Annotated in this window: 14 protein-coding genes and 1 tRNA gene; 11 read left to right on the top strand and 4 right to left on the bottom strand. The window is 72.0% G+C overall.

The genetic code is table 11. From position 1 onward, the window contains the following. The first annotated feature begins 85 nt into the window (after positions 1-85). The 5 genes from ACIRNI_RS16660 to ACIRNI_RS16680 are packed head-to-tail and all read left to right on the top strand — an operon-like array spanning position 86 to position 3,845. Complete coding sequence (locus ACIRNI_RS16660) at positions 86-1,813, top strand: sensor histidine kinase (RefSeq protein ID WP_403552126.1); 1,728 nt, start codon at positions 86-88, stop codon at positions 1,811-1,813. Between the two features lie 7 nt (positions 1,814-1,820). Then, positions 1,821-2,255, top strand: a complete 435-nt coding sequence (locus ACIRNI_RS16665; protein WP_403552127.1) for a roadblock/LC7 domain-containing protein — start codon at positions 1,821-1,823, stop codon at positions 2,253-2,255. A 3-nt stretch (positions 2,256-2,258) separates the two neighbouring features. Further along, a complete protein-coding gene (locus ACIRNI_RS16670; protein ID WP_355355021.1) occupies positions 2,259-2,657 on the top strand; it encodes a DUF742 domain-containing protein in 399 nt (132 codons plus the stop codon). Further along, positions 2,635-3,264 (top strand): GTP-binding protein, encoded by a 630-nt coding sequence (locus tag ACIRNI_RS16675; protein ID WP_403552128.1) that lies wholly within the window; start codon positions 2,635-2,637, stop codon positions 3,262-3,264. Before ACIRNI_RS16670 ends, ACIRNI_RS16675 begins: the two co-directional genes overlap by 23 nt. After that, positions 3,261-3,845, top strand: coding sequence for a GAF domain-containing protein (locus tag ACIRNI_RS16680; protein WP_355355015.1), 585 nt, complete (start codon positions 3,261-3,263; stop codon positions 3,843-3,845). Before ACIRNI_RS16675 ends, ACIRNI_RS16680 begins: the two co-directional genes overlap by 4 nt. Before the next feature lie 116 nt (positions 3,846-3,961). On the opposite strand, the gene ACIRNI_RS16685 is transcribed toward ACIRNI_RS16680, so the two are convergent. Continuing rightward, the gene (locus tag ACIRNI_RS16685) at positions 3,962-5,158 is read right to left on the bottom strand and encodes an acyl-CoA dehydrogenase family protein (protein WP_403552129.1); all 1,197 of its coding nucleotides are present in this window, start codon (positions 5,156-5,158) and stop codon (positions 3,962-3,964) included. A gap of 648 nt (positions 5,159-5,806) precedes the next feature. On the opposite strand from ACIRNI_RS16685, the gene ACIRNI_RS16690 reads away from it, so the two are divergent. Continuing rightward, a tRNA-Pro gene (locus tag ACIRNI_RS16690) sits at positions 5,807-5,880 on the top strand. A gap of 161 nt (positions 5,881-6,041) precedes the next feature. Here ACIRNI_RS16690 and ACIRNI_RS16695 read toward each other — a convergent pair. After that, positions 6,042-8,975 carry a BTAD domain-containing putative transcriptional regulator gene (locus ACIRNI_RS16695; RefSeq protein WP_403552130.1) on the bottom strand — a complete coding sequence of 978 codons (2,934 nt, stop codon included), beginning with the start codon at positions 8,973-8,975 and terminating at the stop codon, positions 6,042-6,044. 80 nt (positions 8,976-9,055) lie between these two features. On the opposite strand from ACIRNI_RS16695, the gene ACIRNI_RS16700 reads away from it, so the two are divergent. The 5 genes from ACIRNI_RS16700 to ACIRNI_RS16720 all read left to right on the top strand — a co-directional run bounded on the left by ACIRNI_RS16700 (position 9,056) and on the right by ACIRNI_RS16720 (position 13,436). Beyond that, a complete protein-coding gene (locus tag ACIRNI_RS16700) occupies positions 9,056-9,646 on the top strand; it encodes a carboxymuconolactone decarboxylase family protein (protein ID WP_403552131.1) in 591 nt (196 codons plus the stop codon). 46 nt (positions 9,647-9,692) lie between these two features. Continuing rightward, on the top strand, positions 9,693-10,700 hold the full coding sequence (locus ACIRNI_RS16705) for a GNAT family N-acetyltransferase (RefSeq protein ID WP_403552132.1): 1,008 nt from the start codon (positions 9,693-9,695) through the stop codon (positions 10,698-10,700). A gap of 59 nt (positions 10,701-10,759) precedes the next feature. Continuing rightward, the gene (locus tag ACIRNI_RS16710; protein WP_403552133.1) at positions 10,760-11,332 is read left to right on the top strand and encodes a dihydrofolate reductase family protein; all 573 of its coding nucleotides are present in this window, start codon (positions 10,760-10,762) and stop codon (positions 11,330-11,332) included. Then, entirely contained in the window at positions 11,329-12,126 is a 798-nt protein-coding gene (locus ACIRNI_RS16715) for a VOC family protein (protein ID WP_403552134.1), read from the top strand. Before ACIRNI_RS16710 ends, ACIRNI_RS16715 begins: the two co-directional genes overlap by 4 nt. A gap of 92 nt (positions 12,127-12,218) precedes the next feature. Next, complete coding sequence (locus tag ACIRNI_RS16720) at positions 12,219-13,436, top strand: glycosyltransferase (RefSeq protein ID WP_403552135.1); 1,218 nt, start codon at positions 12,219-12,221, stop codon at positions 13,434-13,436. 163 nt (positions 13,437-13,599) lie between these two features. Here ACIRNI_RS16720 and ACIRNI_RS16725 read toward each other — a convergent pair whose 3' ends face one another. Both ACIRNI_RS16725 and ACIRNI_RS16730 read right to left on the bottom strand, forming a co-directional pair. After that, positions 13,600-15,099, bottom strand: a complete 1,500-nt coding sequence (locus ACIRNI_RS16725; RefSeq protein ID WP_403552136.1) for a rhamnulokinase family protein — start codon at positions 15,097-15,099, stop codon at positions 13,600-13,602. 185 nt (positions 15,100-15,284) lie between these two features. After that, positions 15,285-17,330: a bifunctional aldolase/short-chain dehydrogenase gene (locus tag ACIRNI_RS16730; protein WP_403552137.1), complete on the bottom strand. Its 2,046-nt coding sequence runs from the start codon at positions 17,328-17,330 to the stop codon at positions 15,285-15,287. Positions 17,331-17,338: the final 8 nt, after the last annotated feature.

Genomic DNA, 17,338 nt, shown 5'->3' on the forward strand with positions numbered 1-17,338 from the left:
CACCCGCAGCACTCCACACACGCACGTCCGTACTCCACGCCGATTCGCACGCCGATTCCCGGGGCCCCACGTACCAAGGACGCTGATGTCTCAACTTCGCGCACCCGCCGCGCGGCCGGACCGCCGTGAAGGCGGGCGGCACGGCCGGTCCGGCGCCCGTCCCCTGCCGCACCGCGGGAGGCCGAACCCATCCGGCCCGTCTCCGGAAGCCCGCATACGCTCCCGACTCCTGGGCGCCGCCGTCGTGCCCTCGGTCGTCGTCGCCCTCGGCGGCGTCGCCGCCGTGTTCCTCACCCTCCGCTCCACCGGCGCCGGCCCGTCGCCCACCCTGTGGGCCGCGCTGACCGCCTGCGCGGCGCTCGCCGTCGCGGCCATCGCCGGGGCGGCCCTGAGCGCCGACCGCGTGGCCACCTCCGTACTGGACCGGTGCGCCGCGCTGCGCCGCACCGCCGCGCGCGGCCCGAGCGAACTCCAGGCGCTGGTCGCCCAACTGCGCCGCGGAGAGCGGCCGCCCCCAAGGCCGGGCACGCCGCTGCCCGGACCCGGCGCCGACGAGTTCGACGTGCTCGCGGCCGAGCTGACCCGCTCCCACGAGGCCGCGGTCACCGCCGTCGTCCAGGCGTCCCAGCTCTCCAGCGCCGTCGGCAACGAACAGAAGGTCGAGGTCTTCGTCAACCTCGCCCGCCGGCTCCAGTCCCTCGTCCACCGCGAGATCCAGCTGCTCGACGAGCTGGAGAACCAGGTCGAGGACCCCGAGCTGCTCAAGGGTCTCTTCCACGTCGACCACCTGGCCACCCGCGTCCGGCGGCACGCCGAGAACCTCGCCGTCCTCGGCGGCGCCATCTCACGCCGCCAGTGGTCCAACCCGGTCACCATGACCGAGGTGCTGCGCTCCTCCATCGCGGAGGTCGAGCAGTACCCGAGGGTCAAGCTGGTGCCGCCGATCGAAGGCACCCTGCGCGGGCACGCCGTCGCCGACGTCATCCACCTCCTCGCCGAACTGGTCGAGAACGCCACGCTGTTCTCCGCGCCGCACACCACCGTGCTGCTGCGCGCCCAGTACGTCACGGCCGGGCTCGCCGTCGAGGTCGAGGACCGCGGGCTCGGCATGTCGGCCGACGAGCAGCACAAGATGAACGCCCTGCTCAACGACCCCGACCAGGTCAACGTCGCCCATCTCCTCCAGGACGGGCGGATCGGCCTGTACGTCGTCGCGGCGCTCGCCCGCCGGCACGGCATCGCCGTCCGCCTCCAGACCAACATCTACGGCGGCGTCCAGGCCGCCATCGTCCTGCCGCAGGGACTCCTCGGCGCCGAATCCGCCTCGGCCCCCCAGGGCGCGTCCACCCCGGGGACCCCGGTGACCCAGGGGACGGAAACCCCGGCGGCCGGCGACGTACCGGCACCGCTCGCGCCACCGGACACCGCGCGCCCCGAGCCCGTACAACCGCGCCCTGCCCCGCCCGCCCCACCTGCCCTGCCGCCGCAGCAGCCGGCTCCGTACGTACCGGACCCCGCGCCCCTCCCCGTACAGGAGGAACACGGCGACCGGCCCCGCCTCCCCAAGCGGCGCGCGCAGGAGCACCTGGTGCCGCAGCTGCGCGACGCGCCCGTGGTGCGCCGCCACGACGACGAAGCCCTGCACGACCCGGGCCTGATGGCCGCCTTCCGGCGCGGCATCGGACTGGCGGAGCTCGCTCACGCCGACTCCGACAGCGACCCGGCCCCCGCCCCCGCCCCCGACATCGCTCTCGACACCGCTTTCGACCGACACCCCGCACCGCAGCGACACGACGAAGCTCACAAGGAGTAGATGCACCATGGCGAGTGATGTGCCGACCGGCCATTCCACGGATCTCGACTGGCTGCTCACCGGTCTGATCCAGCGGGTCCCCCATACCCGCAGCGCGGTCCTCCTCTCCTCCGACGGCCTGGTGAAATCGGTGCACGGCCTCGACGCCGACAGCGCCGACCACATGGCGGCCCTCGCCTCCGGCCTGTACTCGCTGGGCCGCAGCGCCGGTACCCGCTTCGGCGACAACGGTGAGGTCCGGCAGGTCGTCGTCGAACTCGACAACACCCTGCTGTTCGTCTCCACCGCCGGATCCGGCACCTGCCTGGCCGTCCTGGCCGGGCGCGAGACCGACGCCGCCGTCCTCGGGTACGAGATGGCGATGCTGGTCAAGAGCGTACGGCCCTACCTCGTCACCCCGGCCAGACAAGCGGCGGCGGTCCCGGGCGCCACGGGACGCTGAGCCGTGCCGTCCTCCCGATCACGGCAACGCCAAGGGCAGTGGCAGGACGGGCCCTGGCTCGACGACGCGGCCGGCCGGCTCATCCGCCCGTACACGGTGAGCGGCGGCCGCACCCGGCCGACGGCCGCGCTGGACCTGCTCTCCCTCGTGATGGCCACCGGGGCGGTGCCGCAGGCCCCGCTCGGGCCGGAGCACACCCAGGCCCTCGGGCTGTGCCACGGCCCGACCTCGGTGGCCGAGGTCGCGGCGCACCTGCGGCTGCCCGCGGTGGTCACCAAGGTGCTGCTCTCCGACCTCGTCGACTGCGGGGCGCTGACCGCACGGGCGCCCCGCGTCCACGACAACCCCACCGACCGTTCCTTGCTGGAGGCAGTGCTCCATGGCCTACGACGACGGCTCTGAGGCTCGAGACGGTTTCGACGACGACGTCTTCCCCACCGCCGTGAAGATCCTGATCGCGGGGGGCTTCGGGGTCGGCAAGACCACCTTCGTGGGTGCGGTCAGCGAGATCGAACCGCTGAGCACGGAGGAGCTGCTCACCCAGGTGAGCATCGGCACCGACGACCTCGCCGGAGTGGAGTCCAAGACCACCACCACGGTCGCCATGGACTTCGGCCGCCTCACCCTCGACCGGCGGCACGTGCTGTACCTCTTCGGCACACCGGGCCAGGAGCGGTTCTGGTTCATGTGGGACGAGCTCTCCGAGGGCGCGCTCGGGGCGGTGGTGCTCGCCGACACCCGCCGGCTCCAGGCCTCCTTCTCGGCCGTCGACTTCTTCGAACGGCGCGGCATCCGCTTCGTCGTGGCCGTCAACGAGTTCGACGGCTCCTTCCAGTACGCGCCCGAAGAGGTCCGCGCCGCCATCGACCTCAAGCCGGAGGTACCGGTCGTGCTGTGCGACGCCCGGATCGCGAGCTCCGGAATCCAGACCCTGGTCACCCTCGTCCAGCACCTGCTGGCGACCAACCCCGCCCCGGCCCCGGCGCCGAGCTACGGAGCACCGTCATGACCTACGACCCCACCCGTCACCTCCTGCTCACCCCCGTCGACCGCGAGGCACCCCTGCGCGTGCGGCGGCTGCGCGAACTCGGCCTCGGGGAGCAGCCCGACCCCGCCCTCGACGCGTTCGCCGCCAGGCTGGCGCAGGTGACCGGCGCGCCGTACTCGATGGTCAACTTCATCGACGAGAACCGGCAGTTCTTCGCCGGCCTGCACACCCCGGACGGCACCCACGCGCGCCAGGACCTCAAGTCCACGGCCGCCGCCACGGCCGCGGCCACGGGGGGCGTCAGCCGCTTCATGGCGCGCGACCACGGCTACTGCCCGCACGTGGTCGTGCGCCGCAAGGCGCTGGTCCTGGAGGACGTCTGCGACTATCCGCGGTTCGCGGGCAACCCGGTCGTCGACGAGATCGGCATCCGCTCCTACCTCGGCGCGCCCCTCATCGACCGTACGGGCACGGCCCTCGGCACGATCTGCGTGGTCGACACCGAACCCCGGCCGTGGGGGCGGGCGGGCCTGGAGACGATCAAGTCGCTCGCGGCGGAGCTGGTGGAGCAGATCCACCGCCGCGAGGACGGGGGGCTGTGAGCTCCCCCCACCCCGTCGTGCGCCGGTCATGATGTCCCCGAGGGGCGCCTCCCGAGCCCCTCGGGGACATCATGCGTTCCGTGCGCGCCCGTTCCGCGCGCGCCGCGCGGCGGGCACTACAGGGCCGGTTCCATGCGTACGACATCGGCGAGCCGCTCCGACCACTGGCCTTTCGACGCGCCCAGCGCGACCTCGGCGAGGCGCAGCAGCTGGACGTCGGAGGTGCCGGCGGGGGCGAAGATGTGGTGCGCGTCGCGCAGGTAGCGCTCGATGGGGCGGTCGGTGAAGAGCCCGGCCGCGGCGTGGATCTCCATGGCGTCGCGCGCGGAGTCCAGCGCCGACTCGACGTTGAGGAGCTTGGCGTTCATCAGCTCCGCGTCGCAGGGCATTCCCTGGTCGAGCAGGTGCACCGCGTGGTAGGCGGTCAGTCGCGCCGTCATCAGCCGTGACTGGATCCGGCCCAGCTTGAGCTTGACGGACGGCAGCTCGTGCAGGGGCGCGCCGTAGCGGTGGCGCTCCTCGCAGAAGCGGATCGTCTCCTCGAGGATCGCCTGGTGGATGCCGAGGGAGACGGCGGTCAGGTTGGCCCGCCCGTACAGCACGCTGGAGGAGTAGGCGACGGCGAGCCCGTCCCCCTCGTCGCCGAGCCGGTTCGCCGCCGGGACGCGGCAGTTGTCGAAGATCAGCTCGCCGAAGCTGAAGCCGTGCAGGCCCATCGTCGGCTTCTGGTCGCCGACGCGGAAGCCGGGCCGCCACGGCTCGACGAGAAGGGCCGTGAGCCCCTTGGAGCCGGGGCCGGTGCGGACGACGACACCGTGCAGGTCCCCGACATGGCTGTTGCCGACGAACACCTTCCGGCCGTTGAGGAGGTAGTCGTCGCCGTCCCGGACGGCGGTGGCGTTCATGCCCAGGACATGGCCGCCGGACTCGGGCTCGGTGACCGCGATCGTCGGCAGGCAGTCACCCGCCGCGATCGCCGGCAGCCACGTCTTCTTCTGCTCGTCACTGCCGAAGTGCACGATCTTGGCGGCGCCCAGTTGCGAGGCCTGGACCATGGCCCCCATGGCGCCGCTGACCCGCGACAGCTCCTCGATGATGATCGTCTTCCCGAGGTGACCGATCCCCATCCCGCCGTAGTCCCTGCCGATCGTCGCCCCCAGCCAGCCCTGCCGGGCGATGAGCCGGGACAGCTCGTGGTGCACCGACCGGGCCGCCTCCATGGCGGGTATCAGTGGCCGGACCTGGTTCTCCGCGAAGTGCCTGACTTCCTCCCGTAGTTGGTGATGGAGCCGACTGGCGAAATACCCGTCCATGCGAGCCCTCCTCTGCGAAACGCCTGCTCGTGCGGTTTTCGAACAGGTGGTGCATCGGTAGTGGTCCCGTCCCGAACAGGCCGACCACCTCATGGTGTTGATCGTCTCCGACCCTTCAGCGCACTGCTCAACTTTGTCCAGAACACGGTCGGTTGACGTTTCACGGGGACTGTGGTTCCCGTGGTGCTGGCCTGTCCGGTCCTATCCGGGGTCCATTCCCCCTGTGCTTCTTTCTGCCACATGCCAAGGGCAAAGCTTTCGCGGGCCTCTCGCCCGGAGGGGTGGATTCCGACCTCACTGGTTCACTGTGGCCCCAGGTGTACGGGAAGGCGGATCGATTCGGCACGGGTGCCGACCGATTCCCTACCGTGGATGAGCGGGATGTGCGCTTCGTTGCGCACGGGTGGCTGCGGTGCGGCGAGGAGGGGGCGTGCGCGGTTCCGGGCGCGTGGGGGCGCATGGCGGCGTACATCGCGTGACGGGGTCGCCCGCGGGGTGTGTGGGGGCGCGTGGGGGTGGTGCGCGCGCGGCCGGTCTGGTTGTTTCGAACTGGTGAGCGATACGGAAAGCGGTTCGTGATCACCGCCGGGAGTGCGGTATTGTTCTCATGCACGCCGGGCCGGGGGAAACCCCAGGTCAGACGGGCATCGGGACGTGGCGCAGCTTGGTAGCGCACTTGACTGGGGGTCAAGGGGTCGCAGGTTCAAATCCTGTCGTCCCGACTTTGCGGAGTCGCAGGTCGAGGGGCCGTTTCAGAGGAATCTGAAACGGCCCCTCGATCGTTTTCGGGGACCTGTGGGGGACCAGCGTGCTTGACCGTGTCAGCGCGTCGGGGGCGCTCCGTCGGATCGGGAATGCCGGGGCGAGTGCTGGTGGGTAGCGTTCAAGACAGCTGGTCGGCGGCGGATGCCTCCAGCGGTTCCGCTTCGTGCGCGGTGGGCGCCAGCCCGGTGAGAAAGGTACGTATTTCGTCGGCCTCGGGGACGGCGAGGGCGGTGTAGAGGTCAAGGGCCTGGAGGGCGTGGTCGCGGGCGAGGTCGATGCGGCCGAGGTCGTGGTGGACGTGAGCCAGGCCGTCATGGGCGCGGGCCTGCTCGGGGCGGTAGCCGGTCTCGCGGGCGAGGGCCAGCGCGGAGTCGTGTTCGGCCGCGGCCCGGTCGAGGTCGCCCATGGAGCGGGCGGCTTCCGCGAGGGCGTTGAGCGACTCGGCCTCGTCTCCGGGGAAGTCGAACCTGCGGCTCAGTTCCCGGGCCTGGTCGTGATGGCGCCGGGCCTCGTCGTAGCGGCCTTCCCGTTGGTACACCAGCCCGATGTTGTTCAGCACGACGGTCTGGCCGATGCGGGATCCCGTCGCACGGTGTACGTGCAGTGCGTGCCGGTGGTTCTCGTGGGCGGCCTCGTACTCTCCCCGGCGTTCGTGGATGATGCCGAGGTAGGTCAGGCATCTGGCTTCGCCACTACGGTCCCCGAGCTCGCGGAAGAGCACGAGGGCCTGCGTGCCGTGTTCGTGGGCCTGGTCGTATTCCCGTCGCCGCAAGGAGACGGCGGCGAGGGCATGCAGTGCGTCGGCCGCTGTCCTCTGGTCGCCGATCCCGCGCGCGAGGTCCAGGGCGTGCCGGTAGTGCTCGGCCGCGTGCTCGTAGGCGCCGTGCCACCAGAAGTGCACCTGGCCGAGGTCGATGAGCGTCCGGGCTTCGGCGGCTGTGTCGCCGCTGCGGCGGGCGGCTCGCAGTGCCAGGTCGTTGAGGGCCAGCGCGTCGGCCTGGTGGGCGTGACCCAGCAGGTAGCGGTGCAAGGTGGCGGTCAATTGGCTCGTGTGGGACAGCCAGTCGTGCTCGGCCGCGTACCGGCCGGACGCCATGAGGTTCGCGCGTTCGGTGTCCAGCCAGGTGAGCGCCTCGAGCTCGTCCCGTGGGGGCGAGGCCGGGAAGTCCGGTGCGGGGATGCGCGGTCTGAGGTTCTTGCCCTCGGGGTAGAGGTGGTCGACGGCCGCGCCGGCGGTGTGGAGATAGTGGTGGAACAGCCGGCCGAGGGCCTCGCGCTGGGCGTGGGGAGGCTCCTCGGCGGCGGCGGTGGCGAGGGCGTGTTCGCGCAGCAGGTCGTGGAAGGTGTAGCGGCCGAGTTGGTGCTGGGTCAGGACGTGGGCGTCCAGGAGGCCCTCCAGAAGCGTCTCGGCGTCGTCGAGCGGGAGGCCGGCCAGCGCGGCTGCCGCCTCGGGGCTGATGTCTCGGCCCGGCTGGAGCCCCAGGAGCCGGAACATGCGCTGCTGGTCCGGGGTCAGCTGCTCGTACGACAGCGTGAACGCCGCTGCCACCCCCCGCTCCGACGTGGCCAGCTCGGAGAGTCTGCGGCGCTGGTCGCGGAGCCGGTCTGCCAGGTACGCGACGGTCCAGCGGGGGCGATGGTGCAGGCGGGCGGCGGCGATGCGGACGGCCAGCGGCAGGAATCCGCACAGCTGCAGGACATCGAGGACGGCGAGGGGTTCGGCGGACGCCCGCTCGCCGACGATCGCCGTGAACAGCTCCACGGCGTCCGCGGCGGGCAGCACGTCCAGGGACAGCGCGTGCGCGCCGTCCAGGTCGGTCAGCCGTCGGCGGCTGGTGATCAGGACCAGGGTGCTGGAGACCCCGGGCAGCAAGGGGCGGACCTGGTCGGCGCCGAGGGCGTTGTCCAGTACGGCCAGCACGCGGCGGCCGGAGAGTTCGGACCGCCACAGGGCGGCGCGGTCGGCGACCGAGGCGGGTATGTGCTGGGCGGGCAGGCCGAGTTGGCCGAGCAGGACTTCGAGCGCCGCACCGGCGTCGAGCGGCGCCTGACCGGCGGTGTGCGCCTGCAGGTCGACGAAGAGCTGTCCGTCCGGGAACCGGTCCGCGAGGCGGTGGCCCAGGTGGACGGCGAGCGTCGTCTTGCCGACCCCGGCCATCCCGTCGATCGCCGAAATCGTCACGACGCCGGCGTTGTTGCCGGACCACAGGCGGATCAGCCCGTCGAGCTCGTCCTCGCGTCCGGTGAAGTCCGGGACGTCGTACGGCAGGAAGCTGATTCCCTGCGGCTTCGCCGGAGCGGTGAGCGGCGGCCGCAGATCGGGGGCGTCCCGCAGGATGTCCTGTTCGAGCTTGTTGAACGCATGGCCCGGGTCCAGTCCCTGCTGTTCGGCCAGGTTCTCCCGGAAGGTCCTCGCCACGTGCAGCGCGTCCGTCTGGCGTCCGGCCCGGTGCAGGGCGAGCATCAGCCGGCAGCACAGCCGCTCCCGCAAGGGGTTGGCCGCCAAGTGGACGGACAGTTCGTCGATGAGGTCTTCGTGCCGCCCCCGGGTGAGCTCCAGCTCGGCCAGGCGCTCGACGGCGGACAGCATCTGCCCGTTCAGACGTGCTCTGGCGCTCTCGACGTAGTGGGCGGTGATGCCGGCCAGCGGCTCTCCCCGCCACAGCCCCATCGCGGCACGTATCCGGTCCGCGGCACGCCCCGGGTCGTCGGAGTCGGCCGGTGCCTTGGCGGTCAGACTGGTGAACTCGTCCAAGTCGAGTTGTCCCGGCTCCGGGGTGATCACGTACCCGGCCGGGCGTGTGGCCAGCATCCGGTCGGCGTCCGCGGCGCGCAGCATCCGTCGGATCGCGGCGATCGTGGTCTGGATCTGTGCGCGGGCGGAATCCGGCGGCAGCGGCCCCCACATCGCGTCGATCAGGCGGTCCGTGCTGATCGCGACCCCGGCGTGCAGCAGCAGATAGGCGAGCACCGCGCGATGGCGGGGTGCCAGGGCGGGCACGTCGGAACCGGGAGCCACGGCCTCCACCGGGCCGAGGATCGTGAACCGCATGCCGTCACTCCAGGGGTCGTCATCGCGTGCATCGAAGAAGCATCGGGAATGTATCAAGATCAACCGTCAGGGTTACCGGCATGCAATCACTCCGCACCGTCGAACCCGAGAGCGCGACCGGTGAAACCGCAGCCCTGTTCACCGCCACCCACCAGGCGCTGGGAATCGTCCCCAACCTGGCCCGAGTGATGGCCAACAGCCCGGCCGTGCTGAAGGGGTACCTGGGCGTCGTCACCGCCCTGAGTACGCAGGGAACCCTGCCGGCGGACGTGCGCGAGAGCATCGCGCTGCTCGTGGCGCAGGAAAACGGGTCCGACTACTGCCTGTCCGTGCACACGTTCCGCGGAACCAAGCTGGCTGGGCTGGGTACGGACGAGGCCACCCGCGCGCGCCATGGCAAGGCCGAAGACCCGTGGGACGCCGCCGTCCTGGATCTCGCCGCCGTGATCGTCCGCAACCGCGGAACCGTCACCGACGAGCACCTGGCCGCGGCCCGGCGCGCCGGCCTGTCCGACGGGCAGATCGTCGAGGTCGTCGCCCACGTCGCTCTCAACGTGTTCACCAACTACCTCGCCACAGCCGCCCGCGTCGACGTCGACTGGCCGCTCGTGCGCCACACCGACGGAAAGAACGCGAAGGCGATCACACGGCCGGACAGCCGTATCGCCTGAACCGGGTCACACCCGTCCTTCCCGCACTCGACCGAAAGCCATCACCTTGTCCCTCTCAGTACATGTCCATCCGCTCCAGCGCGTCACGCTCGCCGAAGCCGCCGCGTGGCATCGGGTCGTCGCCGCCTCGACGGCCCACGACCTGCCCGGAGTACCGACCCCCGACCCCGGACAGATCCACGCCCAGCTCACCCGCCCCGCACTGGGCAGCCACCGGCTGACCTGGCTGGCCACCGGTGCGGACGGCATTCCGGTCGGAGTCGCCGGCCTGCGGGTGTTCACCTCCCCGGGCCAGGAGCACCTCGCCGAACTGGAACTCCACGTCGACCCCGCACACCGCCGCCTGGGAACCGGCTCCCTCCTGCTGTCGGCGGTCGTCGCCGCCTGCCGCACCGAGAACCGGCGCAGCCTGATCGCCGCGGCCGCGGCCGCGGCCGACAGCCCGGGCGAGGAGTTCAGCGAACGCCACGGTTTTCGCCGGGCACTCACCCTGGACCACCTCGTCCTGCGCCTCGACGAACCGGCGGTGGCCGACCTGCCGCGGATCACCGAGGCCGAGCACCCCGGCTACCGTCTGACCGGCTGGACCGGAACAGTCCCCGACGACCTCGCCGACGCCTTCGCCGAGGCCAAGAACGCCATGAACGACATGCCCGTCGGCGACCTCGACTACGGCAGCGTCGCGTGGGACGCCGACCGCGTCCGCGCCATGGCCAAGGTGGTCGCCGACCGCGGCGACACCCTGCTGACCATCGCCGCCGTCCACGACGACGGCACCATGGCCGGCTACACCGAGATCCTCCTCCCGCAGGGCTCAGGGCCTCGCGCCCAGCAGTACGACACCGCCGTCGTGCCCGCACACCGCGGCCACGGGCTGGGCCTGTGGGTCAAGGCCGCCATGGTGTGCCGGCTGCGCGCCGAGCATCCCGGCGTCGTCGAGATCGAGACGGACAACGCCGACGACAACGTCCACATGCTCGCGGTCAACCGCGCCCTGGGCTTCCGCTCCTATCGGCGCACCCGCGAACTCCAGCTCGACGTGTCGGCCGACTGATCCGTACGACGAGATCCGCACCCCGATCCGTCCCCCTTCTCGAAGAATCGAGCCAGTCCATGCGCAAGCTGACCTACTACATCGCCGCCACCCTCGACGGCTACATCGCCGGCCCCGACGACCAGTACGACTTCCTCCCCTTCGAGGGTGAGGAAGCCGCTGCGATCCTGGCCGACTTCCCCGAGACGATGCCCGCACCCGCACGCGAGCCGCTGGGCATCGCCGATCGCGCCGCCAAGCGCTTCGACACCGTCATCATGGGACGCGCGACCTACGCCCCCGGCCTGAAGCTGGGGTGGACCAGCCCGTACGCCCACCTGAAGCAGTACGTCGTCTCCCGCACGCTCACCAGCCCCGATCCGGCGGTGACCGTCGTCGACGACCCGGTCGCGCTCGTCCGCGAGCTCAAGCAGCAGGACGGCATGGACATCTGGTTGTGCGGCGGCGGCAAGCTGGCGGCCGCCCTGCGCGACGAGATCGACGAGCTGATCATCAAGCGGCACCCCCTCGTCCTCGGCTCCGGCATCCCCCTGTTCGACGGCCCCTTCACCCCGACGCGCTTCGTCCCGGCCGGCACGCGCGCCTTCGACTCCGGCCTCACCATCACCCACTTCACGAAGGACCCGTCATGAACGTCTCCTCCTCCACCCTCTCCCTGACCGTCGCCGACGTGGACGCCTCCCGCGCGTTCCTGTGCACCCACCTCGGCTACGAGGTGGCCATGGCCGACGACGGCTTCGTGTCCCTGACCCGCGGTGACGCCGCCGTCGACGTCATACTCCTCGGAGGAGGTACGGACGTCCTCCCGCCCGAGCAGCGCGACCAGCGGGCGGCCGGTCTGATCCTGGCCCTCACGGTCACCGACCTCGCGGCGGAGGAGGCCCGGCTGCGCGCGGCGGGCGCCCCCATCACCATGCCGCTGCGCGAAGAACCGTGGGGTGAGCGGCTGTTCCAGATGACCGACCCGAACGGTGTCGTCGTCCAGCTCGTCGAATGGGCGGCCGCCGCCGACGCCGCTGGTCCGGCCGATCCGGCCGACGACGAGAGCGCCGCCGCGATCGTGATCACGCCCTCCGCCGACCACGTCACCGTCTCGCCCAACGCGACCATGGCCGGTCTGGCGGCCCCCAGCCGCGGCAGCGCTGAACTCAGCAGCTGGACGGTCACGATGGACGCCGGCGCCACCGGACCCGAGCACTCCATCAGCCGTGAGCAGGTCTGGACGGTCACCGCGGGCGCGCTGGAGGTGACCTGCGGCGGCCGTACGGAGAAGGTCGCGGCCGGTCAGACCCTGATCCTGCCGGCCGACCGCGTCCGCCGGATCCACGCCCCGGAACAGGCCGAGGCCCACGTCTCGATGCGCTCCGACGGCGTCGCCTCCGTTCCCGGCACCGAGGGCACCCGTGAACTGCCCTGGGCTCGGTAACTCAAGAAACACAGGTAACACCATTCGCTAGCCGGGCCGTACCTCAGAACGATCGGCCCGGTCAAGGAACCACAAAACAGGAGATTTACGAAGTGCGTGTGTTGTTGTCGACGTATGGGTCGCGCGGGGATGTCGAACCGCTGGTGGGTCTCGCGGTGCGGTTGCGCGAACTCGGTGCGGAGGTGCGGGTGTGTGCGCCGCCGGACGAGGTCTTCGCGGAGCGGCTGGCCGGGGTGGGCGTGTCGGTGGTGGGGGTGGGGCAGTCGGCGCGTGCGCTGATGACCAGGGCTCCGCCGCCGTCGAAGGCCAATCTGCCGCAGCGCGCGGCCGATTTGATCGCCGGTCAGTTCGAGGTGATACCGGCGGTGGCCGAGGGGTGTGACGTGCTGGTGGCGACGGGCGCGATGCCGGCCATCGCGGGGGCGCGGTCGGTGGCCGAGAAGCTGGGCATCCGCTACGTGTCGGCGATCTTCCAGCAGCTGACCCTGCCCTCGCCGCAGCGCCCGCCGCTGGCGTACCCGGGGCGGCCGTTCCCGCCGGAGGTGACCGACAACCGGGCGCTGTGGGATTTGGACGCCCAGAGCATCAACGCGCTGTTCGGTGAGGCGCTCAACACCAACCGGGCGTCGATCGGGCTGCCGCCGGTGGACAACGTCCGCGACTACGCCTTCGGCGAGCGGCCGTGGCTGGCGACGGACCCGGTGCTGGACCCGTGGCTGCAGACACCGGACCTCGACGTCGTGCAGACCGGCGCGTGGGTGCTGCCCGACGAGCGGCCGCTCCCGGCCGAGCTGGTGGCCTTCCTGGACGCCGGCGCGCCGCCGGTGTACGTGGGCTTTGGCAGCATGGCGGTAGGCGGCGGGGAGGATGCGGCCCGGGTGGCCATCGAGGCGGTTCGTGGATGCGGCCGCCGGGTGCTCGTCGGGCGCGGCTGGGCGGATCTGGGGCTCATCGACGACCGGGACGACTGCTTCGCCGTCGGCGAGGTCAACCACCAGGAGTTGTTCGGACGGGTGGCGGCCGTCGTGCACCACGGCGGCGCGGGTACGACGACGACGGCCGCTCGGGCCGGCGCTCCTCAGGTGGTGGTGCCCCAGTTGGCGGACCAGCCGTACTGGGCCGGCCGGGTGGCCGATTTGGGCATCGGTGTGGCCCACGACGGTCCGGTGCCGACCGTCGCGTCCCTGTCGGCCGCGCTCAAGACGGCGCTGCATCCGGAAACCGGCGGCCGGGCGAAGGCCGTGGCCGGCGCGGTCCGCACCGACGGGGCGATGGCGGCCGCGAAGCTGCTGCTCGACACCACCGGCTGAGCAAGGACACTGGTCGCGGACGGCCAGGAGCTCCAGGTGCTGCCGAAGCCGCAGCGTTCCTCCGCTCCTGGCAGCTCCACCAGCCGGCAGCCTGACGGTGGCGACGGCTGCGGAGGGGGAAAGACCGCGTCGTCGGCGCAGGTGGTGAAGAGGGCGACGGGGATCAGGAGATCCTCGGGGCGGAGGCGAGTCGGGCGGCCGCCGCGTCCCAGGCGGCGCTGTCACCCCGGGGGGTGTAGTGCCGCAGGTGCTGAGTGGAGGCGACCAGCCGGCGCATGTCGGCGAGGTCGCCGACCAGGCCGGCGGTGCGGGCCTGGACGAGGATGTTGCCCAGCGCGGTGGCCTCGGTGGGGCCGGCGACGACGGGCAGGCCGGTGGCGTCGGCGGTGAGTTGGCAGAGCAGGTCGTTGCGCGAGCCGCCACCGACGAGATGAATGCGGGTGATGTCGCGGCCGGCGAGCTCGGCGGCCTGGCGCAGGGCGCGGCGGTGGGCGAGGGCCAGGCTCTCCAGGATGCAGCGGACCACCGCGCCCCGGCTGCCGGGGACGCGCTGGCCGGTGCGGGCGCAGTGGTCCCGGATGCGGGCCGGCATGTCGCCGGGGGCGAGGAACTCCGGGCTGTCCGGGTCGACGAGGGAGGCGAACGCCTCGGACCGGGACGCCTCGTCGAGGAGGGCCGGGAGAGGGGTGGGCGGGTTCTCCTTGTCCCAGGCGCGCCGGCACTCCTCCAGCAGCCACATTCCCATGATGTTGCGCAGGTACCGCACGGTGCCGTCGATGCCGCGCTCGTTGGTGAAGTTCGCCGCCCGGGACGCCTCGCTCAGGACCGGGGCGTCGAGTTCGAGGCCGGCCAGCGACCACGTACCGCACGAGATGTAGGCGAAGTGCGGCTCCGTCGCGGGTACGGCGACGACCGCGGAGGCGGTGTCGTGCGAGGCGACCGTCGTCACCGGCGTCCGGGGATCGAGCCCGGTGTAGGCGGCGACGTGGGGCAGCAGGGTGCCGGCCGGGTCGCCAGGGGCGCGCAGTGGCGGGAACAGGTCTGGGTCGAGGGAGAGCCGGCTCAGGAGGACCTTGGACCAGGTGCCTGTGCGGGCGTCGAAGAGACCGGTAGTGGAGGCGTTGGTCTCCTCGGCGCCGACGGATCCCGTCAGCCAGTGGACCAGCAGGTCGGGGACGAGCAGCAGCGTGCGGGCGGCGTCCCGCTGGGCGGTTCCCTCGGTCGAGGCCAGCTGGAAGACGGTGTTGAACGGCAGGTGCTGCAGGCCCGTGATGCCGTACAGCTCCTCGGGGCCGATCCGCTCCCAGACGCGGGCGGCGGCGCCGTCGGTCCGGTCGTCGCGGTAGTGGAACGGGTTGCTGAGGAGGGAGCCGTCGGCGTCGAGGAGTCCGAAGTCCACGGCCCAGGTGTCGACGCCGATCGAGGCGACACCACCGGAGCGGCCGGCCTCGCGCAGCCCGTCGAGCACGCCCTGGAACAGGGAGAGGACGTCCCAGCGCAGGCCGTCCGGCAAGCGCACGGGCGTGTTGGGGAAGCGGTGGACCTCGATGAGGTCGAGGTTGTCCCGCCCCACCCGACCGGTGATCACCCGTCCGCTGGTGGCGCCGAGGTCGACCGCGGCGAACGCGGACGCGAAGGCGGACGAGGGTGGAGTGGTGGTCACGTGGATACCTCTGCGATGGGGGCGGCTCAGCGGCTCGTCGAGGAACGAGGGGGAAGGCGAAGGCGGACCGGTGGCGCCGTGCGGGCACGCTGTCAGGGCCGGTTCCGTGCGGCATCGTGCCGCCGGTCCGCGGACGCACCTGAGGCCGGTGGGCCGGTCGCCGGCCCCAGGGCGATGAGGGGCCGTCAGCGGAGGAAGGCCGCGGCGACGCCGGCGTCGACGGGGATGTGCAGGCCGGTGGTGTGGGTGAGGTCGCCGCCGGTCAGGGCGAAGACGGCGTTCGCGACGTGCTTGGGGAGAACCTCGCGCTTGAGGAGGGTGCGCTGGGCGTAGAACTCGCCGAGTCTCTCCTCCTCGATGCCGTACGTCGCCGCGCGCTGGGCACCCCAGCCGGCGGCGAAGATGCCGGAGCCGCGCACCACACCGTCGGGGTTGACGCCGTTGACGCGGATGCCGTGCTCGCCGAGTTCGGCGGCGAGCAGCCGGACCTGGTGGGCCTGGTCGGCCTTGGTGGCGGAGTAGGCGATGTTGTTCGGCCCGGCGAAGACGGCGTTCTTGGAGGCGATGTAGACGATGTCGCCGCCCAGGCCCTGCTCGATCATGATGCGGGCGGCCTCGCGTGAGACGAGGAACGAGCCGCGGGCCATGATGTCGTGCTGGAGGTCCCAGTCGCGGGCGGTGGTCTCCAGCAGCGGCTTGGAGATGGAGATGCCGGCGTTGTTGACGACCAGGTCGACGCCGCCGAAGGCGAGGACGGCCTCGCGGAACGCGGCGGCGATCGCGTGCTCGTCGGCCACGTCCACCGTCACCGCCACAGCCCTGTCCGGCCCGCCGATCTCCTCGGCGACCGCCGCGGCGTTCTCGGTGTTGACGTCGGCGGCGACGACGCAGGCGCCCTCGGCGGCGAGGCGGTGGGCGATGGCCTTGCCGATGCCGCTGCCGGCGCCCGTCACCAGGGCGACACGGGTGGCGAGCGGCTTCGGCTTCGGCATGCGCCGCAGCTTGGCCTCCTCCAGCTCCCAGTACTCGATCCGGAACTTCTCCGACTCCTCGATCGGCGCGTACGCCGAGACCGCCTCGGCCCCGCGCATCACGTTGATCGCGTTGACGTAGAACTCGCCCGCGACCCGCGCCGTCTGCTTGTCCTTGCCGAACGAGAACATGCCGACACCGGGGACGAGGACGATCGCGGGATCGGCCCCGCGCATCGCCGGGGAGTCCTCGGTGGCGTGCCGCGCGTAGTAGGCGGCGTACTCCTCCCGGTAGGCGGTGTGGAGTTCGCCGAGCCTGGCGAGGACGGCGTCCAGGGGCGCGGAGGGCGGCAGGTCGAGGACGAGCGGGCGGACCTTGGTGCGCAGGAAGTGGTCCGGGCAGGACGTGCCGAGCGCCGCCAGCCGGGGGTGCTCGGCGCGGGACAGGAAGTCGAGGACGGCCTCGGTGTCGTTGAAGTGGCCGACCTGGGGCCGGTCCTGGGAGGCGAGCGCCCGGATACGGGGCGCGAGAGCGGCGGCACGGTCCCGGCGCGCCGCCTCGTCCAGCGGCTCGTAGCCCGCGACGACCGGTCCGAACGGTTCGGGGCGGCCCCGCTCGGCGAGAAAGGCCTCGGCGGTGCGGATGATGTGCAGGGAGTTGCGCTCGCACTCCTCCGACGTGGCTCCCCAGGCTGTGATGCCGTGGCCGCCGAGGACGCAGCCGATCGCGCCCGGGTGGGCGGCCTGGACGGCGGCGATGTCGAGCCCGAGCTGGAAGCCGGGCCGGCGCCACGGCACCCACACCACGCTGTCCCCGAAGCATGCGGCGGTCAGCTTCTCACCGTCGGCGGCGCAGGCCAGCGCGATGCCGGAGTCGGGGTGCAGGTGGTCGACGTGTGCCGCCTCCACCAGGCCGTGCATCGCGGTGTCGATCGACGGGGCCGCACCCCCCTTGCCGAACGAGCAGTGATCGAGGGCGGCGACCATCTCGTCCTCGCGCTCCACGCCGGGGTGGACGTCCTTCAGCGCGCGCAGGCGGTCCAGCCGCAGAACGGCGAGACCGTCCTCCGTCAGGGTGCCCAGGTCGCCACCGGAGCCCTTGACCCAGAGCAGCTCGACCGCCGTGCCGGTCACCGGATCCGTGCCGACGCCCTTGGCCGAGGTGTTTCCCCCGGCGTAGTTGGTGTTGCGGGGGTCGGCGCCCAGGCGGTTCGAACGCTGCAGGAGCTCATGGGGCGTAGAGCGGGGAGCGGAAGACATGGGACATC

Origin of the sequence: Streptomyces sp. NPDC093546 (genome assembly GCF_044765045.1) — a bacterium.
In the GTDB taxonomy this organism is placed as follows: Bacteria; Actinomycetota; Actinomycetes; order Streptomycetales; family Streptomycetaceae; genus Streptomyces.